This window comes from Marisediminitalea aggregata (assembly GCF_900129565.1).
Taxonomy (GTDB): Bacteria; Pseudomonadota; Gammaproteobacteria; order Enterobacterales; family Alteromonadaceae; genus Alteromonas; species Alteromonas aggregata.
Genome location: NZ_FQWD01000005.1, coordinates 232,148 through 258,195, shown reverse-complemented (window position 1 = coordinate 258,195; position 26,048 = coordinate 232,148). Strand labels below are relative to the sequence as shown.

At 50.1% G+C, this 26,048-nt stretch carries 24 protein-coding genes; 17 read left to right on the top strand and 7 right to left on the bottom strand.

What is annotated here, in order from left to right:
• Positions 1-129: 129 nt before the first annotated feature.
• Together BUB81_RS15325 and BUB81_RS15320 are read left to right on the top strand one after the other, a co-directional pair.
• Positions 130-1,443, top strand: a complete 1,314-nt coding sequence (locus BUB81_RS15325; protein WP_245819236.1) for a sigma-54 interaction domain-containing protein — start codon at positions 130-132, stop codon at positions 1,441-1,443.
• Positions 1,444-1,550: 107 nt separating this feature from the next.
• Entirely contained in the window at positions 1,551-2,729 is a 1,179-nt protein-coding gene (locus BUB81_RS15320) for a diguanylate phosphodiesterase (protein ID WP_073324211.1), read from the top strand.
• Positions 2,730-2,747: 18 nt separating this feature from the next.
• Here BUB81_RS15320 and BUB81_RS15315 read toward each other — a convergent pair whose 3' ends face one another.
• Positions 2,748-3,515, bottom strand: a complete 768-nt coding sequence (locus tag BUB81_RS15315; RefSeq protein WP_073324210.1) for a sulfite exporter TauE/SafE family protein — start codon at positions 3,513-3,515, stop codon at positions 2,748-2,750.
• Positions 3,516-3,666: 151 nt separating this feature from the next.
• On the opposite strand from BUB81_RS15315, the gene BUB81_RS15310 reads away from it, so the two are divergent.
• Genes BUB81_RS15310 through BUB81_RS15300 form a run of 3 tightly spaced genes read left to right on the top strand, consistent with a single transcriptional unit; the run spans position 3,667 to position 7,774 of the window.
• On the top strand, positions 3,667-5,832 hold the full coding sequence (locus tag BUB81_RS15310; RefSeq protein WP_073324209.1) for a S9 family peptidase: 2,166 nt from the start codon (positions 3,667-3,669) through the stop codon (positions 5,830-5,832).
• Positions 5,833-5,888: 56 nt separating this feature from the next.
• Positions 5,889-7,001 carry a lysophospholipid acyltransferase family protein gene (locus tag BUB81_RS15305; RefSeq protein ID WP_073324208.1) on the top strand — a complete coding sequence of 371 codons (1,113 nt, stop codon included), beginning with the start codon at positions 5,889-5,891 and terminating at the stop codon, positions 6,999-7,001.
• Between the two features lie 11 nt (positions 7,002-7,012).
• Positions 7,013-7,774, top strand: coding sequence for an MBL fold metallo-hydrolase (locus BUB81_RS15300; protein WP_073324207.1), 762 nt, complete (start codon positions 7,013-7,015; stop codon positions 7,772-7,774).
• A gap of 21 nt (positions 7,775-7,795) precedes the next feature.
• On the opposite strand, the gene BUB81_RS15295 is transcribed toward BUB81_RS15300, so the two are convergent.
• The 5 genes from BUB81_RS15295 to BUB81_RS15275 form a co-directional block, all read right to left on the bottom strand.
• Positions 7,796-8,749, bottom strand: a complete 954-nt coding sequence (locus BUB81_RS15295) for an alpha/beta hydrolase (RefSeq protein WP_073324206.1) — start codon at positions 8,747-8,749, stop codon at positions 7,796-7,798.
• Between the two features lie 116 nt (positions 8,750-8,865).
• Positions 8,866-9,081: a YgaP family membrane protein gene (locus BUB81_RS15290; protein ID WP_073324205.1), complete on the bottom strand. Its 216-nt coding sequence runs from the start codon at positions 9,079-9,081 to the stop codon at positions 8,866-8,868.
• An 11-nt stretch (positions 9,082-9,092) separates the two neighbouring features.
• Complete coding sequence (locus BUB81_RS15285; protein ID WP_073324204.1) at positions 9,093-10,433, bottom strand: hypothetical protein; 1,341 nt, start codon at positions 10,431-10,433, stop codon at positions 9,093-9,095.
• Positions 10,434-10,437: 4 nt separating this feature from the next.
• Complete coding sequence (locus BUB81_RS15280; RefSeq protein ID WP_073324203.1) at positions 10,438-11,232, bottom strand: outer membrane lipoprotein-sorting protein; 795 nt, start codon at positions 11,230-11,232, stop codon at positions 10,438-10,440.
• A 9-nt stretch (positions 11,233-11,241) separates the two neighbouring features.
• Positions 11,242-13,794, bottom strand: a complete 2,553-nt coding sequence (locus tag BUB81_RS15275) for an efflux RND transporter permease subunit (protein WP_084526664.1) — start codon at positions 13,792-13,794, stop codon at positions 11,242-11,244.
• Positions 13,795-13,967: 173 nt separating this feature from the next.
• Here BUB81_RS15275 and BUB81_RS15270 point away from each other — a divergent pair, with 173 nt between their 5' ends.
• From BUB81_RS15270 to BUB81_RS15215, 12 genes are all read left to right on the top strand, one after another.
• Entirely contained in the window at positions 13,968-15,173 is a 1,206-nt protein-coding gene (locus BUB81_RS15270) for an MFS transporter (protein WP_073324202.1), read from the top strand.
• Between the two features lie 91 nt (positions 15,174-15,264).
• A complete protein-coding gene (locus tag BUB81_RS15265; RefSeq protein ID WP_084526628.1) occupies positions 15,265-16,257 on the top strand; it encodes a hypothetical protein in 993 nt (330 codons plus the stop codon).
• Positions 16,258-16,371: 114 nt separating this feature from the next.
• Positions 16,372-16,965, top strand: coding sequence for a TetR/AcrR family transcriptional regulator (locus tag BUB81_RS15260; RefSeq protein WP_073324201.1), 594 nt, complete (start codon positions 16,372-16,374; stop codon positions 16,963-16,965).
• Positions 16,962-17,921: a DMT family transporter gene (locus BUB81_RS15255; RefSeq protein ID WP_073324200.1), complete on the top strand. Its 960-nt coding sequence runs from the start codon at positions 16,962-16,964 to the stop codon at positions 17,919-17,921. Before BUB81_RS15260 ends, BUB81_RS15255 begins: the two co-directional genes overlap by 4 nt.
• Positions 17,922-17,989: 68 nt before the next feature.
• Positions 17,990-19,552 carry a leucyl aminopeptidase gene (locus tag BUB81_RS15250; protein WP_073324199.1) on the top strand — a complete coding sequence of 521 codons (1,563 nt, stop codon included), beginning with the start codon at positions 17,990-17,992 and terminating at the stop codon, positions 19,550-19,552.
• Between the two features lie 157 nt (positions 19,553-19,709).
• Positions 19,710-19,781 (top strand): pyrroloquinoline quinone precursor peptide PqqA, encoded by a 72-nt coding sequence (pqqA, locus tag BUB81_RS22515; protein WP_073324441.1) that lies wholly within the window; start codon positions 19,710-19,712, stop codon positions 19,779-19,781.
• Positions 19,782-19,905: 124 nt separating this feature from the next.
• A complete protein-coding gene (gene pqqB, locus BUB81_RS15240; RefSeq protein ID WP_073324198.1) occupies positions 19,906-20,829 on the top strand; it encodes a pyrroloquinoline quinone biosynthesis protein PqqB in 924 nt (307 codons plus the stop codon).
• A gap of 11 nt (positions 20,830-20,840) precedes the next feature.
• Positions 20,841-21,596 carry a pyrroloquinoline-quinone synthase PqqC gene (pqqC, locus tag BUB81_RS15235; protein ID WP_073324197.1) on the top strand — a complete coding sequence of 252 codons (756 nt, stop codon included), beginning with the start codon at positions 20,841-20,843 and terminating at the stop codon, positions 21,594-21,596.
• Positions 21,596-21,883: a pyrroloquinoline quinone biosynthesis peptide chaperone PqqD gene (pqqD, locus tag BUB81_RS15230; RefSeq protein ID WP_073324196.1), complete on the top strand. Its 288-nt coding sequence runs from the start codon at positions 21,596-21,598 to the stop codon at positions 21,881-21,883. The genes pqqC and pqqD overlap by 1 nt, the downstream gene beginning before the upstream one ends.
• Positions 21,876-22,997, top strand: a complete 1,122-nt coding sequence (pqqE, locus tag BUB81_RS15225; protein WP_073324195.1) for a pyrroloquinoline quinone biosynthesis protein PqqE — start codon at positions 21,876-21,878, stop codon at positions 22,995-22,997. The genes pqqD and pqqE overlap by 8 nt, the downstream gene beginning before the upstream one ends.
• 5 nt (positions 22,998-23,002) lie before the next feature.
• Positions 23,003-24,451, top strand: coding sequence for an insulinase family protein (locus BUB81_RS15220; protein WP_073324194.1), 1,449 nt, complete (start codon positions 23,003-23,005; stop codon positions 24,449-24,451).
• Between the two features lie 153 nt (positions 24,452-24,604).
• Entirely contained in the window at positions 24,605-25,381 is a 777-nt protein-coding gene (locus BUB81_RS15215; RefSeq protein WP_073324193.1) for a siderophore-interacting protein, read from the top strand.
• 21 nt (positions 25,382-25,402) lie between these two features.
• Here the strand turns inward: BUB81_RS15215 and BUB81_RS15210 are convergent, their stop codons facing one another.
• The gene (locus tag BUB81_RS15210) at positions 25,403-25,990 is read right to left on the bottom strand and encodes a DNA-J related domain-containing protein (RefSeq protein ID WP_073324440.1); all 588 of its coding nucleotides are present in this window, start codon (positions 25,988-25,990) and stop codon (positions 25,403-25,405) included.
• Positions 25,991-26,048: the final 58 nt, after the last annotated feature.

Below are 26,048 nucleotides of genomic sequence, written 5' to 3'. Positions count from 1 at the left end.
ACACTGCTGTTTATATTAGATTTATATTATATCTTTAATCGTAAGTGGTTGAGATTGAGAAATAGCTGTGCCAAATTTGACAGCGCTCAACTGCTTAACTTTGCCAAAAATGTCGTACCGGGAGGGGCCATGAACGCATCACTGATCCAATCGATGATCAATGCCATCGACAAGCCCGCCATTTTTATTACACCCGACTATGTCATTCAGGCTGTCAACGAAGCTTACCGGGAAACCTACGATACGGAGGTCACTGTTGGTACCAGCACGTGTTACGCCGTGTCACACAACAACCCCGGGCCTTGTGATAACCACGGCGAAGATTGCCCGCTGACCCAGAGTAAACAAACCCTTCGCCCCAGCAGTGTTGTGCATATTCACAATACCGCTGCAGGTCGCACTTACTGCGATATTCTGATGAAACCGGTACGCGATGAGGATGGCATGACCGTGGGGTTTCTGGAAATTCTCGACCGTATTAGTTACGCGTCAGCTGATTCAAAGACCAACAAAATGATTGGCCAGTCTGATGCCTTTAAAGCCATGCTGAATCGAATCAACCGCGCCTCCCAGTCTGAAATTGCGGTGCTGCTTCAGGGCGAAACCGGCAGTGGTAAAGAACTGGTCGCGCAGGCTGTCCATGAATCCAGTCGACGCAAAGACAAACCCTTTGTGGTTATTGAATGTACCGGACTAAACGAAAGCTTGTTTGAGTCAGAACTCTTCGGCTACGAAAAAGGCGCGTTCACCGGGGCAACAAATGCCAAAAAAGGGCTCATTGAAGTCGCTAATGGTGGCACGGTATTTTTCGACGAAATTGGTGACGTGCCGCTCAATATGCAGGTTAAATTACTGCGGTTACTGGAAACCCAGTGCTATCGGCCAGTAGGAGGCCTAAAACAGAAAAAAGCCGACTTTCGGCTGGTATGTGCCAGTCACAAAAACCTGCTGTCTATGGTGGAGAAAGGCGAATTCAGACAAGACCTCTACTATCGCATTGCCGGGTTTCCGATTCACCTCCCGGCACTCCGTGAACGCCAGTCTGATATAGCGATGCTGTGCAAACACTTTCTGTCTGCCGGAGAGCACCGCCACAAACACTTTTCTAAACAGGCCATCGATGCGCTCTGCCGCTATGCTTTCCCCGGCAACATACGCGAGTTGATCAGCGTGGTAGAACAATCAGCGTTGATGGCGAATGATGATGAAATACTGGTCAGCGATTTACCACCGCAAATCCTTGGCAAGAGCGAGATCAGTGTTGCAGATGGTGAAAACGTCAGCCAACAGATATTGCCCCTTGATCAGGCTGAACAAGTCTACCTTGAGCGTATTTGCAAAACCTACGAAGGCACACCAGATGAGCTGGCTAAACAGCTTGATGTCAGCACACGTACACTCTACCGCAAGCTTCAGCGTTACAACATTCGCTTGGGCAATTAGTCTCTGTATCCTTACCATAGCTAGTTATTTGAAATGATCCTATCTGGTGTCTATGTTTGTATTGATTAAACCCGTTTTGCTGGGCCCGTGGTATGAAGGTGATGTAAATGACAGTACTCAGGCAACTTGTTTACCGAAGTCGTTCGACCCATTCGGATGCATTCCAGCAAATTTCGCAAATCGAAACAGACTCACTGCGATTTAATACTGACAATTCCATTACCGGTCTACTGCTAACCGACGGCGAGTACTTTTTTCAGGTTATTGAAGGACCAGGTGAGCACGTACAGGCGCTTTTCGAAAAGATAAAGGCCGACGCCCGTCACAACAATATCGTTAAGATTTGTGAACATCCAATATCACAACGTGACTTCGGCGAGTGGAACTTAAGAACCCTCACTCTCAAAAGTGACCGTTCCTGTTATTGGCTACCTGATGATATTTATCTCAAGCGTGACAGCCAGGTGTACGGCCTTATCAACAGTTTCGCCAACGGCCGCTGGCGAGGCTGCTTACCAGAAGCACACCGGGCAGATTTACATAGAGCGATTAATACATCGCCATTAGCTGCAAAGTTAGACGAACAAAGTGAGTATCAATTCGCCTTCCAACCCATCATAGACACCCATTTAGGCCGTATTTCTTCAATAGAAGCGCTGTTACGAGACAACAGTGGACGTTACCCGGAGCAAATATTAGCGGATTTAGACAAGTCAAAACGCTACGAATTTGACCTGACGTCCAAACAATACGCCATCGCTATGGCGAGTGAAATGCTACAACCCAGTCAGTCGGTTTCCATCAACCTCATGCCTGGCGCCCTTACCCAGTTTCCAGACGCCGGCGACTACCTGCTGTCTTACTTAAAAACTTACGGACTCAGACCGCAACAACTTATTGTGGAAGTCACAGAAAACGAAATCCTCAATGAAGGCGATGCCTTTATGAGTGCCATAGAAGCCCTGAGAGCAAAAGGCATCCGGGTTGCTATGGACGACTTTGGCTCCGGCTATGCCGGATTATCTGTTCTGGCCGATTTTCTGCCCGACAAAATCAAACTGGACCGGGCCATTGCCTGCAATATTCACGAGCACGGCCCCAGGCAAGCCATTGTGAACGCAGTCATGGAGTTCGCAACGACACTGGGCATTCCGCTTATCGTAGAAGGCATAGAAAAAATGGACGAATGGCTATGGCTGCAACATATAGGCATTCAGAAATTCCAGGGCTTTTTATTTGCCAAACCGAAATTGGGTGGTGTTGAGGCAATTCGTTTTCAAACCTGACTGTGACTATTCAGATATTCACAACAGACTCAATACAGCCTGATACAACAAACGCAGCGCAAGTACCGTCAGAATAATTTTAAACAGCAGCTTGAATTTCTCTACCGGGATTTTGTTGAGCAGTTTTAGCCCCAGCCAGGTGCCGACAGCGCCGCTGGCAATCATAGCCACCACCAGTGGTAACCATTGCCAGAAAGCAAAACCAACGAACGTAAATACCACCGCCTTCAAACTGTGCTGAAAGGTCATGCAGGTTGCAAAGGTAGCAGTATGCGTAAGCTTGTCGTAGCCGTTGCGAAAAACCACGGAGGCCACCATAGGACCACTGGCCCCCACAAACATCGAAAGAAACGTGGTGAACGCGCCCGCGACCACACTGCCCGATGGCGAGGTTTCCCGTTGTTTCGGCTTAACGCCCCACACCACCAGCAACAAAAATACCGCAATCGCCAGTTGAATAAGCAGCAATGGCAGTTGCACCACCACTAATGACGCGACTAGTGCACCAATGACAGTACCAACCGCAAAGTACTTAAACATGGTGCGATCCAGGTGTCGGAAAGTCATTACCGAGCGACTGGCATTGGACCCTAATTGCACCAGGCCGTGCACCGGAATCAATGCAGCAATGGGCAGAGTGGACGCCATTACCACCAGTAACAACATACCGCCTCCCAGACCCATTGCACCGGTAACAAACGAAGTGAAGCCCGCTAACAAAATAAGGCCCAGCGCAGTAACCGGCTCTAACACGCCGGCGGTGAGTAAATCGAACATGCTATCCATAACAAAAATGGGAGGTTGTCGTAATTTTCGCCTTCACTCCCGCAGTTTGCAACTGGTTACGATTTACCGGTCAACAACCTTTGCAGCGTTTATACAGATACGCTATGTTGTACCCTCTTCAATAAAGCATGCCTCGTGGCAAGGGACAATAATGAAAAGAACACTGCTTACGCTTAGCATCGGCCTCATGCTCGCCGGTTGCTCCGATAAACAAGCATCGACAGAACAGATCAACGCAAAAGAGCCAATGAATTTAACCACATCAGTAGCCCCACCCGTAGCGAAAAAAGTGCCTCACGAAATGACCGCTCACGGTGACACCCGCAATGATGAATATTACTGGATGCGCGACGACGAGCGCGAAGATCCCGAGGTACTTGGCCACCTGGAGAAAGAGAACAGTTACGCAGAAGCCGTACTCAAACCGCTGGAAAAACAACAAGCAGCGCTTTACGAAGAATTTGTGGCACGCATTCCTAAAGACGACGCGTCTGTGCCGGTAAAAGAGAACGGCTACTGGTATCAGCGACTGTACGAAGGTGATGGCGAATACCCTATTTATGTTCGCCGGGCAACATTGGATGGCACCAATGAAATCCTGTTAAACGGCAATGAAATGGCCAAGGGTCATGACTATTTTAGTATTGGCAGCTACGAAGCCTCACCAGACAATACACTGCTGGCTTACACCGTTGATACCGTGAGCCGCCGCATGTATACGCTAAAGGTTAAAAACCTGGAAACCGGTGAACTGTTAAGCGACGAAATTACCAATACCACCGGACAGGTGTACTGGGCGAAAGACAATAAAACCCTGTATTACATAGACCGCGACCCACAAACATTACTGGGCTCTAAGGTGTATCGCCACGTATTGGGTACCCCGCAAACCGACGATGAACTGATTTACGAAGAGACAGACACCACCTTCTACACCTCTCTGGGCATGAGTAAAGATGGTGAAGTCATCTATATTCGTCATGACAATACCGAGAAAACCGGTATGACCCTGATCGCCACCAGCAATCCTAAAGCAGCCCCCACGCCTTTCTATCCTATTGAAGAAGGTCTGGAATATTCTGTTGCTAAGCACGGTGATGACTACTACATCCTGACCAACGACAATGCAAAGAACTTCCGTATTATGAAAGTGGATGCCGCCAATACCTCAGATAAGAGTAAGTGGCAGGAAGTCATCGCACATGATCCGGACGTATTCATTCAGGACATTGAACTACTACAGGATTTCCTGGTTTATAAAGCGAAGAAAGACGGCATACTCAGCCTGAACGCGGTGTCTTTGAAGACCGGCGAAAGCTATGTGATCCCCACTGAAGATCCCATCTACACGGCTTACTTTTCAGGTAATACCCAGGTAGACACCAATACAGTACGCATTTACTACGCGTCGCTTACCACGCCGCCAAGTACGTTCGATATCAACCTGGAAACCATGGAAAGTACGCTGTTAAAACAAAACAAGGTGGGGGATGCGTTTGTTGCATCCAACTACCAGTCTGAGCGTGTGATGTTGCCGGCTCGCGATGGCAAACAGGTTCCGGTGTCACTGGTTTATCGCAAAGATAAATTCAATAAAAACGGCACGAATCCGCTGTTTCAATACGGTTATGGTTCATATGGCTCGACCATTGATCCCACCTTTGTGTCTCATTGGATTTCGTTAATGGACCGTGGCTTTGTGGTAGCTATCGCACATATCCGCGGTAGTCAGATGCTCGGTCGCGAATGGTACGAAGACGGTAAAATGGGTAACAAGATGAACACCTTTACCGACTTTATCGACGTTACCAAAGGTCTGATTGAGCAGAAATACGTTGATCCGAATCGCATTTTTGCTGAAGGCGGTAGTGCAGGCGGACTGCTAATGGGCGCTATTGCTAACATGGCGCCGGAACTCTACACCGGTATAGCTGCGCACGTGCCCTTTGTCGATGTTGTTACAACAATGAGCGATGCCAGCATTCCACTCACCACCGGTGAGTATACTGAATGGGGTAATCCTGCGAATAAAGAAGAATACGAGTACATGCTGTCTTATTCACCTTACGATCAGGTGAAAGCGCAGAAGTATCCGCACCTATTTGTCACCACCGGCCTGCACGACTCACAGGTTCAGTATTTTGAACCTATGAAATGGGTAGCCCGTTTACGTGACAAGAAAACCGACAACAATCTGCTGTTGTTCATTACCAATATGGAAGCAGGTCACGGCGGTGCGTCCGGACGCTTTAAGCGTTATGAACAAACTGCGAAAGAGTACGCGTTTTTCTTCCATTTAGCAGGGATAGAGAAGTAGACTAATGGCCCCGGCAGACACCTGCCGGGGTTTGTTTTCATTGCTATGCGGTAACCATGACTAACCCAAACGATCCTTTTCAGGCCATTCGCGCCTACCACGACGACGAAATCCCGGCCGCAATCCAGCGTCTGGTCAATGATCCCGAATTCATCTCTGCCATCGTGAACCATCGCTTCAGACAAAGCAGCCGATGGGTTAAAGCGCTGTTGAGCCCAGTGGTGAAACTGCTACTGAAACGCAAATGGGGCAGACTCAATACGGTTGAGCAGGTACAACAAGAAGTTGAAGTGTATTTAAGCCGCGTGCTGCATGAGACCACTGACGGTGTCACCATAAAGGGCGTTGAACAGCTTTCCAAAGACACACCTTATTTGTTTGTATCTAACCACCGTGACATTGCCATGGATCCCGCGCTGGTGAATTATGCACTTCACCAATCTGGCTTCCCGACTGCCCGCATTGCATTTGGTGACAACCTGCTGAAAAAGCCCAGCGTCACGGAGCTAATGAAGCTCAATAAAGGCTTTATTGTGAACCGTTCAGCGAAAGCCCCAAGACAACTGCTAAAAGCCCTTACCACCCTGTCGGGTTATATCAAGCACTCGCTGGATGACGGCCACTCAATTTGGATTGCACAGCGCGAGGGGCGCGCTAAAGATGGACTGGACAAGACCGATCCGGCTATTTTGAAGATGTTCTATATGCACGGTAAATCCCAGCAGCAATCGTTCAGCGATTACATGCAATCACTGCGCATTGTGCCAGTTGCTATCTCATACGAGAACGACCCTTGCGATATCGCTAAAGCCACGGAGTTGTATCACCGCGAACACCTTGGCGGCTATGAAAAAGCTGAAATGGAAGACATCGCCAGTATTATTCAGGGGATCACCGGGTACAAAGGTCGCGTTACCGTTAATTTTTCAGCCCCGATTAGCGACGTGCCAGACACACCTGCTGGACTGGCTGAATGTATCGACCAGCACATCCATACTCACTATCAGTTGTACCCAATTAATTATCTGGCCGCAGAACGCAGCGATAAAAAAATCCCCGAACAGTGCAAACAAACGTTGAAACAAAAACTAGCAGAATTACCGGAAGAAGCGCGTGATTACCTGATTGCCAACTACGCCAACCCGGTTAAAAACGCCATGCAACAGTAAGTAGCTACACAATGAAAGTGCATACCCTGGCGGGCTACATTCAACATATCTACCTGGTAGAAACACCGGGTGGCTTGTTGCTGCTCGATGGCTGTAGTCGGGCCGATGCACACAATGTTTGTACGTTTATTACTGACACACTCAACCGGCCCCTCACTGATTTAACACTGATTGTCGTCACGCATATGCACCCGGACCACGCCGGCGGCGCGCACAAGCTACGCAAACTCACCGGTGCAAAAATAGCGGCTCATCCAAAAGCGGCGAAATGGTACTCAGGAGTGATGGGGCGCGCGGCCCATTTAATTGATGTCAGCCTAACGTGGTGGGTGGCTGGTCGGTTGGGCAAACCGAAAAAGCATATCTGGTACAGCCCAATATTGAAGCCCGATATTATTCTGCTGGACGAACAAACACTGCCGGGCTTTGAAGACTGGCAGGTGTTATTCACCCCCGGGCATACCGACCACGACATCACCTTGTATCACGGTGAGACCAGTCAGGCTTACGTTGCCGATTTAATGGTCTCAGTGAAACGCCAGCTTACCCCGCCTTACCCTATCTGCCACCCCAATCAGTACAAGCAATCGCTGAAGCGCATTCAAACTCTGCAGCCACAAACCGTGTTCTGCGCACACGTCCCGCCGCTGTCGATTAACGACATCGACTTTGAGGCCATTATTCAACAGGCTCCGGTGCTACCGAAGAATCACTGGCATTCAGCAAAAAACCGCATTGCCCACGCGCTAGGCGGGCAGAATGCGGCGCATTGAAGCCAGCGCTTTCTCCTGGGTCTATAATATTCCCTTTAGTGCGTTTACCATTGCCTGATTAAACCTCTGTGCCAGTTCAGTCTCCGGCGCAATGGATTCAAACGCGTGAAAAGCCCCCGGCACGTCATTCAGAATGACGGGTACTCCTGATACCTGAAGGGCGTTGGCATATTCCAGGTTTTCGTCATAAAACAAATCCAGGTCGCCTACGGCGATATAGGTGGCAGGCAAACTTGCCGATAGAGGCTGTCTGGCCGGTACAGTAAAGGGCTTTATGCTGTCTTTACCCGGTGTATGACCCAGTGCCGCTTGCCAGCCATACTGATTTTGTTCTGCTGACCACAAGTACTTGCCCTTTGGAAGTTCAGGGAAAATGGTACTGCCCGTTCTGTCATCCAGCATAGGGTAAATCAACGCCTGGCACTTAACGGCATACTCATTTCGGTGCGCGGCATATTGCGCCAGCAACGCAGCGTGTCCGCCCCCCGCGCTAAAGCCAAGTAACCCTATCCGGGTGTTATCTATCCCGAGGGATTTGCTTTGTTGATGTGTCCAGGTCAGCGCCGCATGGCTTTGCTTTACTACCTCACCGATACGCATTTCCGGTGCCAACCCATAATCCACACTCACGACCACGCAATCCAAATCCAGCGCTAATTGCTGCATGCGGGAAAAGCCATTCTGGCAACTGCCCATCACAAACCCACCGCCGTGAAAGTGCAGCAACGCTGGCTTTTTCGCATTCTCAGAAGCGTTTATCACCCATACCCGCACGCCGGGCGCCTCAGTGCTTAGCCCAATGTCATAAGGCTGCATCGCGGGAATATCACTAACGGGAGATACGTTGAACTTGTTGCGTTTGCGATAGAAACCAAGGGTTTTACCACTTAATGGTGGATTGGAGGCGGTCGCGTCCAGCAGTGCTGTTAGTGGTTCGACTAATTCAGGGGCAACAGCCGGATGGATAGGCGTCATGATTTACCTGTGTAAACTGCAGTGAGAAGACGAGTATATCGACAATAAAAAAACCCCGCAAAGCGGGGCGAGAACAGGATGGAACATCCCTGATGAGTGAAAGGGTACGTTGCGCGTTACTGGCCGGTCGCCAGCTCTTTTTCGGTTTTAAAGCCAAATACTTTGCGCAGTACAATCGTGGCCGGGCAAAAACCGGTAAAACTCTGTTGAAACAAGTTTGCGCCAATGAACACGGTGAACCACAGGAAATTTTCATGTACAAACCAGGTCAGTGCCACCGACAGTAACACCATAAATCCGGCAAACGCCGTTAACGCTCTTTCTGCAGACATCGCATTAGCTCCTAATAAAAATATCTAAAAGACGCATACACATTGCTGGCGTCTTCGAATTGTGAGTAGAAAGTATGTGGCTCCTCGCCATAAAACAGATTAAAGCCGCCGTTGACCTGCCAGTCATCTACGGGCGAGTAGGTTGCACGAAACTTCATATACCCGTCGCTATCGGTAGGCGAATAAAAGTTAAACCAGTTAAGCGTTAGAGTTTGGCGTAGCGCGCGGTACATGAGCTGGGTTGTTACCACGTGACGATTGGCTTCCTGTTCATACTGTGGCCAGTATGAATTGGCTATCAACGCATCGTGATCCACCGTTTTCTCCACATACCACTGCACGCTGCCGGTAAGATTCGCCACCAGTTCCTGTTCGTAGCCCACCAAAAAGCGGTGCTGGCTGTTAGGCACCAGCGGGTTATTGCCATCGGAATCCTCAACAGCATCATGGTAAGCGTACTCCGCTTTTGCCAGGCCCGGACCTAATGGTTTAACTGCACTGGCTCCCCACACATTTAAACGGCTGTAACGTGGTAAGCCTTGTTCGTCGGCGGCCATGGGGGTTTTGTTAAACCCGCGGTAACCATAGAATGCAAGCTCGGTCTGGCCGAAGGTTTTGTAAATACGCAACGCCCACTCAGCGCTATCCGGCTCATTCTTATCCAGCACACGAAAGCCCGGTGCCACGTTAATTTGGGCCTGGGGGCTGAAAAACGAAAAATACTCGCCGGTTATGCCATTATCCGGTTCAAATTGAGGCGTTACCACCACATCAATGTTTGCTACATCAAAGTAACCCGACAGCTTGGCAGATAGGCTTGGTGCTTTAAGGTATTCATCGTCACGACCCGCAAAAAACGACTGGTAGTCTTTGGGAAACATATCGTTCAAAAACACATAGTCACCCGTTCCCCAGGTCAGTACCTGCTGGCCCAGCTTAGCGTCGAATTTACGCCCCATCTCACCCAAAAAGCCCAGGTTACCTTGCCACGCCAGTTCGCGTATTTGGGTTTCAACACTGTTTAATACGCCGTCGTAATACAGGTCGCCACGAAAAGCTAATGTTGACGCGCTAAGCGCGTAATCGGCCTGCAGTTGCACGCGAGCATCCTGCAACGTAGTGTTTCTTGCTACGGCGGTGTCGTTGTTTAAACGTGTACCTGCCGCCAGCTCCACAAAGCCAGCCCAGGTGAGTGGTGATGCTTCTTCGGGTTCCTCAAAGTCGCCCCAGTCCGCCCATTCATCCGCGGTAGATTGAGAATCTGTACTTTCTTGTGCCCACACTGAGGTTTGGCTAGCGATACCAACCAATATCAGTCCACTCAAAAGCAGTGTTTTCAAAGAGATTGGCATCGTATTATTTCAACCACTGCACTGGCGGTGTACGCAGGCTGCGTTCACTGAACACATCTTCTGGCAGACCAATGTTGTATTCGGTACCGCGGAACTCCATAAGGGTGTAGCCGCCGTTTGTCAGATCTGACACTTTGGAGCGAAGCACGGTTGGGAAGCCCTGAACGGTATCAACCTGTACAGACTCTACGCGACGATAATTCGTCCCGTCAGCCTGATAAAAGTTAATCAGTACCGGTAGTGACGTCGCTTTGTCGATTTCAACGACATAGTGAGCAAACTCAACGGTGTCAGGCTGTTTTGGCACCGCCTTCAATACGTACCGGTCAGCCGCTTCCTCTACCAGAGTAAAATCGTCCTGTGAGACCGCTCGCCCTGAAACGTCTTCATAAAAGAAGTGAGAACCGACAAACGAGGTGCGCTTGTCACCTGCAGAAATACGCTTCACTAAATCCAGCGCTGGCAAATACAACCAACGGTCGTCATCCACATTGGTTTTTGCATGTTTTTCAACGCGAAACACCGTGTCTTTGACATCAGTAGGACGCGAGAAAAACACCATCATTTTTTGATCGCCGTTGTCTTCCACATCTTTGCGCAAGATGGTGAACTGGCGCATTTGCTTACGCCCCTGGCTATCGACAATCATCATGCGCGCGTCAGCACGGCCGTCATCACCCGCGTAATAGGCCGCTTTCTCAGCTTGCTTTATAAGTGCGTCAACATCTACCTCTGCCTGTACGCCAGACATAAACGCCATTGCTGCCAACAAACCTAAAGTAACTAAACTACGTTTCATACCGACTCCTTATTTCGCCGATTTAAAGACTATCTTGTGACCCAGGCTCATTACTGCAGGAAGCAGCAGCAGAGTCACCAGCGCAGATACCGCCATGATGCTGGCCAGGAACACGCCAACTGTGATGTAAGGTACCAGCGGCGCAAACAATAACGGAGTGAAGCCCAAAGCAATAACCAGTGCATTGCGAGAGATTGCCGTGGCTGGTTCTTCAAACATTAACGCCATGGTTTGCTTCACACTTTGTGTGTCATTAAAGGTGGCGCGGGCCCGTTCAAGGAAGTGAATAGCAAAGTCCACTGACAAGCCAAGCGTCAGCGCAGACAACACCGCTATTGGCATATCGTAGTCTTTACCCACTATTCCTATCAGCCCATATATAAAGGTTATAGTGATAGTAAGTGGTAACATCGCGAGTATGCCGTACACCAATGAGCGAAACAGTACTACCATCATAATGAAGACCATAACGAACGCGCCCAGCAAGCTGTCGAGCATGCCTGCCACCATATTTTCCTGCCACACAACATTCAGATAAGCTTTACCTGCCCAATCCGCTTCAATACCGGCTGGCATTGGATGGCTGGCAATATACGAATCGACCAGTTCAATGACCGCAGTCATATCCTGATTATCACCACTGGTTAACTGTAGCCAAACCAGCGCAGAACGGTAATCCGGCGTCACAAAGTGCCACAGGTCATTTGGACGGTGAGAAGACTGGTACTGCAACAGCGTCTGGGCTACCGCGTTACCCGAATCAGGAAGCTGGTAGTCTTGTGCTTCGCCTGAGCGCAATTCTCGGTTTACCACTTTCACCACATCGGGTAAGGCGTTGGATTTACCCACCAAACCAGACGCTGTCAGTGCCTCTTGCAATGACTCGATATAAGCGAGTACTTCCGGATTCTGGAATGTTTTGCTCTGGCTATTTGCCTGTTCAGCCGATACCATGACGTTATCCAAATAAGTCATTTCCTCGTCGCTAAGGTCGCTAAACAACTTATCGTCAATCGCTACAATTAGGTTTTGCAACTGTTCTTCAGGTGCACCACTGCCTATGGCGGCTAGGGTTTCACTCTTCCAGCCTGCTAGCGAATCCGGCATGTCACCACTCTCCAGCAGAGATGCAGCAGTCGGAAGTTCTGAACGGTCAGTCAGCACCAGATACGCATTGTAGGTTCCGGCGAAGTTTTCGTTTAATACCCGGTCGGCCACGCGAATTTCGTGATCAGACTTAAACCAGCGTACCGGGTTGTCGTTGATTTGAATCTGCGTGACGCCCCAGGCAGAGACCACAAACACCGCACCAAATGCAGCCAGCAACAGACCTTGCCGACCCGTGGCCAACTTGCCCAAACCTCTAGCCATGCGAGCAATATTCGAACCCTGTCCAGCGCCATCCTCGTGCATGGCGGCCTGGAGTTTTTCCAGTGCCGATTCACTCATACGCGATAAGTAAGCCGGGATAAACGTAATCGTCACCACAAAGGCAAACAGAATGCCGAAACCAACAAACGCACCAAAGATCTGCACTGGTGGAATTGGTGTCAGCATTAACGAGAAGAAGCCGACCGATGAGGTAACCGAGGTATACAACATCGGCGTGAAAAGGTGACCCACAACCTCTTCAACAACGGCTTTTAAATCTTCACCCGGCTTATACCGGTCAGAAAATTCAGACAGGATGTGTACTGAATCCACTACCGCGATGGGCATCAGAAAAATGGCTATCATCGAAGACATAATGTGCACGGTAAAGCCAAAGCCAATCAGCAGGCCCATGGTGACGATCACCGTCGCCATCGCCACAATCATGGGCGCCGTAATCAGCGGAATATTGCGGAAGAAAATAAACAATAAGATGAAGATGGTCAGGCCCGCCAGTGGCGCTGAAATGCCCATTTGTACAAACATCTCAAAACCGAACTGATCTTCAGCTACCGGTAGCCCGGTGATATACCACTGTTCGGTGCCGTCGAATGTATCAATCGTGGCGCGAATGTCTTCTGCTATCCGATAGCTTTCGTTTTTATCAATAATTGGGACGTAAATCGCCGCCGCTTTACCGTTTTGTGAAACCAGCGTGTCGTACAGTAGCGGCAGTCTCTCAATGTTAGTTTGAATTTGCTGAGCGGCAGCATCTGATACCGGCGCTTCTGGCATCATCCATTCAAAACGAATAGTCCCAGGCCCGGCCTGAGAAATATTATCAACCGTAGAGATCGACATGAGATCGGCATCCACAACGCCATCGATTGCCAAAATTGACTGAGTTAAGTCAAAAATGTCAGACAAAGATGTCGTGTTGTACACACCATTGGCATCGGTTTCGTTCACTACACCCACCACAATGGCATCGTGCATGGCGAAATTTGCCTTGGTCTGATTGTGAAATGTGCGTGCCGGATGATCAGCCGCCAGCATATTCTCCGGGTCTGTATCTATTGTAATCCGTGGGATCTGGCTGCCAATGCCGAGTGTCAGCAATAGCAACACGGCATAAATCCATAGAGGTTTATGCGTACTGATTGCAACAAGTTTACCTGACAGGGTGTTCATAATACGTTTCACTGTTACCGCTTGAGATAATGTCTTACAGCAATATATGCGCCATTTCTAATATATCAAGTTTTTGCTATTCGTTTAGCGGTACTTTTGTATCGCTAAAGCTCCGCTGGACGCCCGCAAATCATGCTAGAATCACTGCTTCTCTTTACGATTGTTGCGTTTTCATGACCTTCCGTTTGTTGTTTTTTGCACTGCTCGCTACTGCAATGGGTCAATCTGTTGTTATGACAACCTTGCCGCCTCTTGGCAGGGAGGCGGGTTTAACCGAGTTTCAGGTTGCCTTTTTGATGTCGAGTTCTGCGCTGATGTATGCCGCGGGCAATGCATTGTGGTCCAGAGTAGGAAAGCGCAAAGGCTATCGCCGCGTGCTGATCACCGGGCTGACCGGCTACACCATTGGCACGCTGGTTTTTGCTACTGTGTGGTTGAGTGGGTTTCAGGGCTGGCTGGTAGGTACGGCGTTGTTCCTTGCGCTGACAGCGGCCCGGTCTGGTCAGGCGACAATTATGTCAGCGACACCGCCTTCGGTGGTCGGATACGCGATATCAATCAGCGCAGACCACGAGCGCGTGAAGGCCATCAGCAAAGTCTCATCGGCCCACAGCCTGGGCCAGATTCTTGGCCCGACACTGGCGGGTCTATTGGTTGGCTTTCATTTGTTGACCCCGTTGTACGCCATTTCTCTCATGACACTAACGGCACTTATTCTGGTGTGGCGATTCCTGCCAGATAATCAGAGCACGCCGACCACACCCCAAACACAAAAAACCGGCGTGGCTGTCACGCATAGTATTCAGCCCTACGTGCCGCTCGTGATCGGCATGAATGCCTGCGTATTTCTCGCGGTTGCCATGATGCAACAATCGCTGGCGTTCTTTTTAATTGATCATCACGGTGCTTCTACCACCGAAGCCGCGCAGGGTGTAGGGCTTGCCATGATGATCAGCGCAGTATGCGCACTGGTTGTGCAGTTTACACTGGTCCAACGCACCAGTATGCACCCGGCAAACCTTATTAAACTGGCCTTTCCACTATTGTCACTGGGCTACCTGATCCTGTATTTACACCATGACCAGAGTCAGTTGTATTTTGCCATGGTGTTCCTGGGCAGCGGCCTGGGTATCAGCTATCCGGCTGTCGCGGCACTGGCTACGTCCAGCTGTAAGCCGGAAAACCAGGCCACCGTGACCGGCTTTATTACAGCGTCACCCGCTATGGGCTATATTATCGGGCCTCCCATCGCGGCATCCTTGTACCAGCTCAGTCACCGCGCCCCCTTTTTAGCCGCCTCGGTTATGCTGGCGACGGTAACATTGATTGCAGTGGGCCATTTACGGGTTAAACCCAATCCCAGCGAGGATAAATTGTAACAAGGCGCTTATTGAGACCGGTTATTCTTGCCAAAAATAACCGAGCATGTTGAACTTTCCAGGCTCTGAGTACAAGAAACAAGGACTGTTGATGAGAAAAGTAACCCGCTACCGATTAGCATTTTTGCTGCTAGCCATTGGCTTGTATGTGCTGGGTATTCACCTCACCCCCGATGAATTCAACCCAGATGAAAACTGGCCGGTGTTTGCGGGTTTGTTCACTCTGTACTTCGCAGTTATCCCGCTACTACATTTATTATTGGTTGTCATTGGCAGTAAGCAGAAGCTCTGGAAAATACTGATCCCGTTTTCGACCTCCTCACTGGTGTGCCGCTACTCAATGCCGGCAGCGCTAGCCAGTTATTTTGAATTCATTGCTTATCTGCGTTATCCCATCATAGCCGTGCTACTCATAATTGAGTTGGCCATTGTGTATCACGTAGTGCGTATGCTTTGGCAATGCCGCACTATGCAGGGCGATCCGCGTGCCTCTGCAATTAAGAAAATGGGTGACGAAGACGAGAAAAAACGCACCACTGCCGTACTATTCGCCTATGAGCCTGCCACCTGGTACTACTTATTTCCGTTCCTTAGTCGTAACCATGCCCCCTCACTGGCTCATCTCCGACTGGTTTCATCGTCCTGGATCACACTTGTCGTTTTACAAATAGTCCTGTTCGTTGTTACCGGCGCTTTGTATTACGCACTGGCATTGTGGTCACAGCTAGCGGCCATCATTGTCGGTACGTTAGTGGGTTATACGTTTATTTACCTGATTGCCAATTACCGGATCAGCAAACATCATTCCGCCTACGTCTTAGATGGCCATTTGGTGCTGAACAACAATTATTTAAACCTGCTAGTTATTCCCTTAACAGCCATTTCCAGCATTGAAACAGACAAGGTTGCTTCGCCGGACGAGCACGCGTTATGCCTGGGTAATGGATCTCCAAATGTAAAACTCACACTTTCAACACCCTGTTGTTACTACAACCTTATGGCCACGCTGACCGACTATGTCGAGGAAGTTTATTTGTCTGTAGATACGCCAGAGGCATTTAAAACCCTACAAACTCAGAAATAGACCACTCTGTACAACACCTACTATTGATAAAGCCTGCAGGGGTAATTAATAAAACATTGCGAACCTCAAAATTACTATATAGACTAGTCTGTATATTTTGAGCGAGGCGCAATCATGGCAATAGTACCTGCAAGAAAAAAACTGCCTGCAAGAGAAAAATTGTTAAAAGCCGCTGGAGAATTGTTTTACGACCACGGTATAACCGCGACCGGCATCGATGCCGTTATAGCCCGGGCCGGGGTTGCGAAAATGTCGTTGTACAACAACTTTAAATCCAAGTCTGAATTGGTTGCCGCCTACATTGATGCCCGACATCAGGAATGGCTGGACCTATACGCAAAGCGTTCAACAGACCTATCCAATGGCTGGGAACGGGTTCTGGCGGTATTCGATGCGTATCAGGACCACGCGGAATTTGATTATGAAAATGGCTTTCGGGGCTGCGGCTTACTCAATGCAGCAGCAGAAATGCCAGCCAACAGCGCTGAGCGTGCAGCAGTCAATCGACACAAACAGGAAGTAAAGGCCATCGTTAAACGCGAACTGTCTGAGCTGCCTATAATCGAACCGGGTCGCATTGAACAACTCACAGAACATGTGTGCTTTTTGCTGGAAGGTTCGATTTCTTTAGCGGGACTCGCCGCAGACACCCAGGCTATAGAACGCGCACGTACCATGGCCGACCAACTCATCGAGCAATCATTATGACCCACTCGTCTTCACACTATTATCTCGGTGTGCTCGCCGTAGTTGTTGCGTCAGTACTCTGGGGCACAACCGGCACCGCAGCCACCTTTGCACCAGACGTTAGCTCACTCGGCATTGCTGCCGTTTCAATGGGGTGTGGCGGACTGTTGCAGGCGCTCATTGCCTGGCGTTTTATTGCCAGACAGTGGACGGAACTGAAGCAGCATCGTAGCCTGGTTCTGTGGGGTGCTTTGAATGTAGCGATATACCCACTGGCGTTCTACAGTTCTATGCGGCTGTCTGGCGTCACCATCGGTACGGTCGTCTCCATTGGTATGGCACCCGTTGCAGCTGCAATAATCGAGCGTCTGTTCGACAAGCAACGGCTCAATACACGTTGGATAGTGAGTATCTTTCTGGGCGTTCTGGGCGTGATATTGCTGGCAAGTGCAAAACCACAGCACAGTGCAGCACCGCAAAATAGCGAGCTTTCGCAATGGTATAACTTTTTCGGTATCGCACTCGGACTGATTGCTGCATTTACCTACGCCATGTATTCGTGGGTCGCTCACCGCTTAATCCAGCGCCAGGTCCATTCACGCGCAGCCATGGGCAGTATGTTTGGCGTCGGCGGACTCTGCTTATTGCCTGTGCTGCTTTTAACCGGCGCGGAACTGCTCGCTAGCACCAATAATTTCATGGTGGGCGCATACATGGCTGCCGTGCCCATGTTTATGGGTTACCTGCTTTTCGGTTACGGCTTACGCTCAATTCGCGCTAGTCTGGCGACAATCATCACTCTGTTAGAACCTGTGGTTGCAGCCATTCTGGCCATGTGGATAGTGGGCGAGTCGTTATCCTGGGTTGGATGGAGCGGCATTGGTTTGATCAGCTCCTGTTTGTTGATCGCCACCATTAAACGCAAAGCTTCCCCGTCGCCTGTCGCAACATCGGCAGAAACCGCAGCGAGTGCCTGACCAGGTAACACTCGCTGTAATTTGTAGTAGAAAACGGTACACTGCCCGCTCACTCAGGAGCCGTTGTTGTGAAAATTGAAACCTATCACATCCCCTTTTTTAATGCCGACTCATGCAGTGCTGACTGCCTGGTCGCATTTGTCGACTTCGCATGGCTTTTTGATGCAACCTCACAGAGCCAAGCCGGTGAAATACCGAAGCCAAGCTGGTTAGCCCATATACTTAACGTTACACCATCACTCAGCGCCAGCTGTTCAGAAAGTAAACACTTACTTATTTCAGAAGTTCCAAATTTAAAAGCCAGCCGACTTTTGTTAGTAAACACTAACAAATCAAACAGTATTGCAAATTGTACGCCTGACGAAGCGCATAAAACCCGCAATATGCTTGCCCGACAGGCGACGTTTATTTGTTCACAGCTAGACGAATTAAACGTTAAAAGTGCCTGCGTAATGTCGCCTTTCGCAAACTGTCAGGCGTACATGCAAGCGCTGCTCGACGCCCTACTTTTTGCCAGTTACCGCTTCAAAGCGTTTAAAACTTCGCCCAACGCGCAAAAGCCAACAAGCATCAAACGCTTATCAATTGCGGTTGAGCAGGATGAACTCAAGCCCGACATAGCGCGAGCGCTGGCTGTTCATGAAGGAAAATCACTGACTCGTGACCTGGCCAACTTACCAGGAAATATATGTACACCCAGCTGTTTCGCAGAATGTGCTGAAGCGTTAGCCTCCGACTCTTCGTTATTAACCACAGAAGTATTGGATGAAGCTACGCTCAAAGAAATGGGGATGGGTGCGTATGTCGCGGTAGGCCAGGGTTCGGAACAGCCCACCTGCATGCCCGTAATGCATTACAAGGGCGCAGCAGACTCCGACTTACCGAGTATTGTTCTGATAGGAAAAGGCATCACCTTTGATACTGGCGGTATTACTCTGAAGAAACCGCCCGGCATGCAAAACATGATATACGACATGTGTGGCGGCGCTACCGTTATGGGTATTATGAAAACCCTCACCGCATTGCGTTTACCTGTTAACGTGACAGGTATTATTGCTACCGCTGAAAACATGCCCGACGGTAAGGCTTTTCGCCCCGGCGACATTTTAACCACACTGTCTGGACAAACCGTTGAAATTATAAGCACCGACGCAGAAGGCCGTTTAGTACTATGTGATGCAATGACCTATGCACAGCAATTCAACCCTGCCGCTATCATTGACATCGCTACGCTCACTGGCGCACATATTGTGAGCCTGGGTAGCCAGGCTAGCGGGTTGATGAGTAATAGCCAGGCATTATCATCAGCTTTAGTAGAAGCAGGAGAGAGCAGTAGCGACCGTGCCTGGGCCATGCCCATCTGGGACGACTATCAGGAACCACTGGACTCGTTCGCCGCCGATATGCGCAACAGCGGCAGTAATTCACCCGGCATGATCACGGCTGGCTGCTTTTTATCGCGGTTTGCCGGCAACACACCGTGGGCACACCTTGACATAGCGGGTACCAGCTTCCAGTATGGCAAAGGTAACTCAGCTACCGCGCGGCCTTTCTCTCTGTTGCTGGCCTTTTTAACCCAATACAGTGAGAAGCCCGATAGCACATGGCCGGTATCGCCTGTGTTATACTAGGACTCGGAGTGGATTAACCTTTTAGCAGAGTTGGCAGAGCGCTTGCCAACCTGCACCAAAGGTTAACCCTCTCTAGTTCCAAAGTAGGATTTTTTTTTGCCAGGGCCGGTCCTACAATCAGTAAAGTGTTAAAACAAAGTTAATAAGGAGTTCCATTATGTGGACAAAACCTCAGTACACTGAAATGCGTTTAGGTTTCGAAGTAACGCTGTATATCAGCAACCGTTAATTTCACCCCTCTTCGAGGTGTGTTCTCAACAAGTATTCAAAAGGCTGCACCATGCGCAGCCTTTTTTATTCCCGCCTGTTTATAAAACGGGCAACGCTTTTAGCTAACAACAGGATTACTGAGCATGAAAGTACTGATCCTGGGCGCAGGTGCCGGCGGCGGCTTCCCTCAATGGAACTGTCACTGTGACAACTGTCGCGGCGTAAGAGACGGCTCAATAAAAGCCAGTCCGCGCACCCAATCCAGTATTGCAGTAAGTGCAAATGGCACTGACTGGGTATTAATTAACGCGTCTCCTGATTTGCGTCACCAGATCAACCACACCCACGAGTTGTGGCCTGCTGACAAATCCCAACAACGCGGTACCAGCATACGTTCGATTATTCTGACCGACAGTCAAATTGACCATACCACCGGGTTACTGACTCTGCGTGAAGGTTTGCCGCTTCCGGTTTATTGCACCGATGTCGTGTATGAAGATCTCACCACCGCCTTTCCGCTGTTTCCCATGCTGAAGCATTGGCACGGTGGCCTGCAACGTCACGCCATTGACACGGATTACGACAAAAGCTTTACGCCCGAAGGCATAGAAGGACTAACCTTTAATCCCGTTGTACTGGAATCGAATGCACCGCCTTATTCCAGCTATCGCGACAAAGTGGTACCCGGCAATAACATTGGTTTGCAAATCACCGATACCGCCTCGGGTAAATCGCTGTTTTACGCACCCGGCTGCGTACAGGCCAGTCCGCTAGTGGAATCCATGCTGGAACAAGCCAGTTGCGTGTTGTTCGACGGCACCTTGTGGCTGGACGATGAAATGATTCAAAAGGGATTCAGCAATCGCCTGGGCACACAAATGGGCCATATGCCTGTAAACGGACCAGACGGCACGGTCGCGCTATTAAACCGCTACCCGATTGATCGCAAAATCCTGATCCATATTAACAATACCAACCCGGTGCTGAACGAAGACTCGTCAGCCCATCAGTACCTGCTCGACAACGACATCGAGCTGGCCTACGACGGTATGAAAATTTCCCTATAGAGAGGTACAAGGTGAGTCAACAACCCTGGAGCCGAGAAGAATTCGAACAAAAGCTGCGCGACAAAGGGCAGTACTACCATATTCATCACCCGTTTCATCAGGCCATGAATAAAGGCGAATGCACGAAAGAACAAATTCAGGGTTGGGTTGCCAACCGCTTCTTTTATCAAATGTGCATTCCTATTAAAGATGCGGCCATACTGGCCAATTGCCCGGACATGGAAACCCGCCGTAAGTGGATCCAGCGCATTCTGGATCACGATGGCGAGGAAGGCGATCCGCGATTGGGCGGCATTGAAGCCTGGCTGAGACTGGGCGAAGCGGTTGGTTTGGATCGTCAGGATATTCTGGACGAAAAACTCCTGCTGCCCGGCGTAAAATTCGCTGTAGGTGCTTATGTAAACTTCGCCCGTCGTGCGACGTGGGAAGAAGCAGCCTGTTCATCACTCACCGAAATGTTTGCACCCGAGATCCACCAGAGTCGTTTAGACACCTGGCCTGAGCACTACCCCTGGATCAACCAAGAAGGCTTTTCTTATTTCCAAATGCGCCTGAGTCAGGCACGTCGCGACGTAGAGCACGGTCTGGCGATCACCCTGGACCACTTCAACACCCGCGAACTACAGGAAAAAGCCCTGAATATTTTGCAGTTCAAACTGGACGTACTCTGGTCACTGGCCGATGCTATTACTCTGGCCTTTGAATTTAATCGCAAACCTTTCCACGGGCTGGCCGACCAGCAAATTTGCCACAAGGGGTTAATGTAATGAGTGAACAGCCTGACGCGCTTTCGAGCAAAGTCCCTAAACTCAACCGCTTGTTTAAATTTCAGTTCGAGCCGGCGCAGGACTGTTATGTGTTGTTGTTTCCGGAAGGTATGGTGAAGCTGAACCCCAGTGCCTCGGAAATTCTGTTGCAGGTAAACGGAGAGCGCACAATCAGCGACATCATCGACGCCTTACTGGCCAAATTCCCTGATGCAGAAGGCCTCAGGGAAGACGTTTTTGCGTTCTTTGAACACGCGGACGAAAAGCGCTGGATAAACTATGTCTGAAGCAAAGCAAAACCAGCCGGGACCACCACTGTGGTTGTTAGCGGAACTCACCTATGAGTGCCCGCTACACTGCCCGTACTGCTCAAACCCGGTTAATTTGGGTAGCCGAGAGCAGGAATGTGATACCGACACCTGGCTGCGAGTACTTAGCGAAGCACGTGCCATGGGCGCGGTGCAACTGGGCTTCTCCGGTGGCGAGCCGCTGTTGCGAAAGGACCTCGAAGTACTGGTAAAGCATGCCTCTGACCTGGGTTTCTACACCAATTTAATTACCTCAGGCATCGGCCTGACCGAAAAGCGTATTGCTGCGCTGCGTGAGGCTGGTCTCGACCATATTCAGCTGAGCTTCCAGGCTGCTAATGCCGATGCTAACGACCTGATTGGAAATAAGCGTCACTCCTTCGAGCAAAAGCTGAAAGTAGCGAAGCTGGTAAAACAGTACGAATACCCCATGGTACTGAATTTCTGCCTGACCGCGCAGAACATCGATCAAATCGATGATGTCATGGCCCTGTCCTGCGAGCTGGACGGCGACTATGTAGAACTGGCCACCGTGCAGTATTACGGCTGGGCGTACCTGAATCGGGACCATCTGCTACCCGCAAAAGCGCAGCTGGAAGAAGCCGAAGCCAGGGTGAATGCGTTTCGCGCTAAACAGCAGGGTAAAGGCCCACACTTTATTTTTGTTACACCAGACTATTACGAGGATCGCCCCAAAGCCTGTATGAATGGCTGGGGTACGACCTTCCTGACAGTTACCCCGGACGGTAGCGCGCTGCCCTGCCATAGCGCGAAAATTCTGCCGTTGACGTTCCCGAACGTACGGGAAAAGTCCATTCAGTCGATTTGGCAGGAAGACTTTTCATTCAACCATTTTCGCGGTACCGACTGGCTGCCCAGCCCCTGTAAAACTTGTGACGAAAAAGACAAAGACTTTGGCGGCTGCCGCTGCCAGGCCTACATGCTGACCGGTGACATGTATAAAACCGATCCAGTTTGCAGTAAATCACCCGACCACGGTTTAATGGCCCAGGCAGTGAAAAATTCTGAGTCACCGAGTCGCGAATTAGTGTATCGTGATCCCAAGGTAAGTATCCCTATCACTGAGATATAACTATCATGGCGCACCAGGAGCAGCTGTCTAACGGACTCAATGTGGTTAGCTTTAAGCAGGCCGCAGAAGACTACGGTGCGGTGTTTGTGGTGCCTACCCCTGCGGTAGACAGCTCTGGTATCGCCCATCTCGTTGAGCATCTGGTGTTTCGCACTTCTGATCGTTACCCGGCACGGCAAACACTTTTCGCTGCAAACAGTTTGTTGCCGCTTAAAATGAATGCCTCCAGCCACAACGGGTTCAGTTACTTCTATGCGGTATCGCCTAGCAAATCGGTATTGATACAGGCTATCGACTACCTGCTGGCCGGACTCCAGCAATGTGAATATTCAGACGATGACATTCGCCGTGAACGGGACGGTGTCATCGCCCGTGAATTGGCGATGTACGAGGCCACAGCCGACTATCAGCAACAAATGGCGGTGTGGCGCGGCGACCGTTCGCCGGATTGCTATCACCACTGGGGCGGCTATTGCGACACGATTTCGCAACTAAAAGCGAACGACGTAGCCGATTACAAAGCCCAGTATTATCAGGCTTCACGCATCACCCTGTTGCTATCGGGCGTTACTAAGGACGAATTGCTAACCGCCAGCCACTCGCCTTTTTACACAAGCTCGGCGTGTTACACGCCGCGCCAGCATCGTTTTACAGCGCAGACTCTGGAAGACGATTGCATATTCAGTTGGTGGCTCCCCGAGTGTTATCTGGACGGACTATTGTCGGCAAAAACCAGACTCAAAGCGCTGCTGAATAAGTACAACATGCAAGTCATTGTTGAAGACTCCCCCAACTACCAGCAAAAATTTGTGTTCCGTATGATCGGTCGTCCGGGCCAGCTCATGGCTGCCCAACAAGCCCTAATCGACGAGATCAAATTCCTGCGGATCGTCCCTAAACAGCACCTGTTCTTTGAATCAAAATACCCGGAATCGATTAACAGCCTGCTCGCCTGGTACCACGGCCAGCAACCGCTGAATCGCAAAGTAGTCGCACTCACCCAGGCTCTATCAGTTACGCCCACGATTACCAGCCTGAAGCCACTGCCCAAGCCCATCGTGCGTTTGGTAAGTCGCACAGAGCCTCAACACGCCAAGTGTGAATTGGTACAAGCAGCGTTGGCACATACCTCTCCAGTACTCCCTGATAAGCTTCCCTCGCGGGTTGCCACGCTGGCTGAACAACGACAAACAGGGCAAACCTTCCTGTGTAACCAGCACGACTGGATATACTGGCTGTCGCTGGAAATTCCCGGGCAATCTGCAGCAGACATTGCGCGCTCTTTGCTGGAAAATGAACAGTTCTGGCTCCCCAGAATGAGTGGCCAGTGTTATGCCATGGGCGTAAAACTCGAAGGTACCACGCTGATTTGTTACGGAGTGATGGATGATGAACCCCATCGCCGCGAGCAGGAAATTCAGCGACTGTTCAATACACTCAATGCCAACGACTAATTCGATTTCCCGAAACAAAGCGTTCTAAACAATCCATTATTTTTGCAAATAATTCTCATTTACAATATAGATAACGGTAGGCGAGATGTTTTAGTACACTGCGTTTATTGTGCGCCCGCTGCGTTTGCAAGGGCACAGATATAAGGAAAATAAATGAAGAAAAGACAATACTATCAGGTTCAGGTGCAATCCAGTCAACGCCTGACACCGACTATGCAAAGACTGATATTAGCCGGCGAAGACTTACACAAGTTCCCCGATACCCCCGCAGGCAGCTACATTAAACTGCTGTTTAACCAATACGGTGAACCCTTTACACAGTCGCCAACTCCTGAAGATACCGTACTCATGCGTACCTACACAGTGCGAGATGCAGATCCTGGCGCAGGTACCCTTACCGTTGACTTTATGTTGCACGGCGAAGGCGTAGAAAGTGGACCGGCGTCGCACTGGGCAGTCACGGCTCAACCCGGCGATACCATCTATTTTGGTGGCCCAGGATCATCAAAAGGCCTGGCGGAAGAACGGGACTGGGTTTTGCTCATGGGTGACATGACAGCATTGCCTGCCATTAGTGCGCAACTTGCAGCATTACCGGCTGACACAAAAGGCTACGCCGTGATCAGTATGGAACACCAAGACGATAAGCAAGTGCTTACTCACCCAGAAGGCATTGATATAATATGGGTTGACAACACCGGCACCGACACGCTTGCCGGGTATTTGAACAAACTTGAGTGGCTAGCTGGCACACCTGCAATTTGGGCGGCGTGTGAGTTTTCCAGTATGCGCGCCATCCGCAGCACTCTGGATGAACAATTCGATGTGCCACGTAGCCAGGTGTATGTCACAAGCTACTGGCGTAAAGGGCGTTCTGAGGACCAACATAAAATCGATAAGCGGGAGGATTTAGCCAAGTACAATGGCTAACACCCACACTTCGCTGTAGCGTTAACGCACTATGCGGCTCAGCACCCTGTATGCCTCGGTAATCTGTTGCGATGCTTCAGTACTGCCGCCTTTGTCCGGGTGATGAGTCTGCAGTAATTTCCGATACTGTCGTTTCAGATCTGTCGCCGTGACAGGCGTGCCCTCATCCAGCTCCAGGATAGACCTGGCTTTGTTCACGTCATCATCGGTAAAGCCTGAGCCCACAAAACGCTCCCAAAAGCCATTTAACAGCTTTTCTACGCCATCGCGGTCTGTGTCTTTCAGATTAGACCAATCCAGATAGTACGCCCTGAGCGGGTCATCTGATTCCAGCTCGGTTGAACCCGACTGTGAGACCTTGGCAGACTGTGAATTGCGGATAATCTTCAGGGTGTGAATATCTAATCCGGCCTCGCCGTTACTTTGCCATTCGTCGCTTAGCGTGTACAAGGCGTTGAACAACACGAAATGCGTTTGAAACATGGCCAGCGAGTCGCTGAGGTTTACCCCTTCAAACAGGTGCCAAGGAGAGGCTTGCAGCGATTGCAGTAAAGTATATTCTGAAATGCCGTCGTCAAACGAATCAGCCATGCCATGCAAAGCTTCCATTAACAGTGGGTCGGGGGAATATTCAGCAGTAATAACGTATCCTTGATTTCGTTTAGCC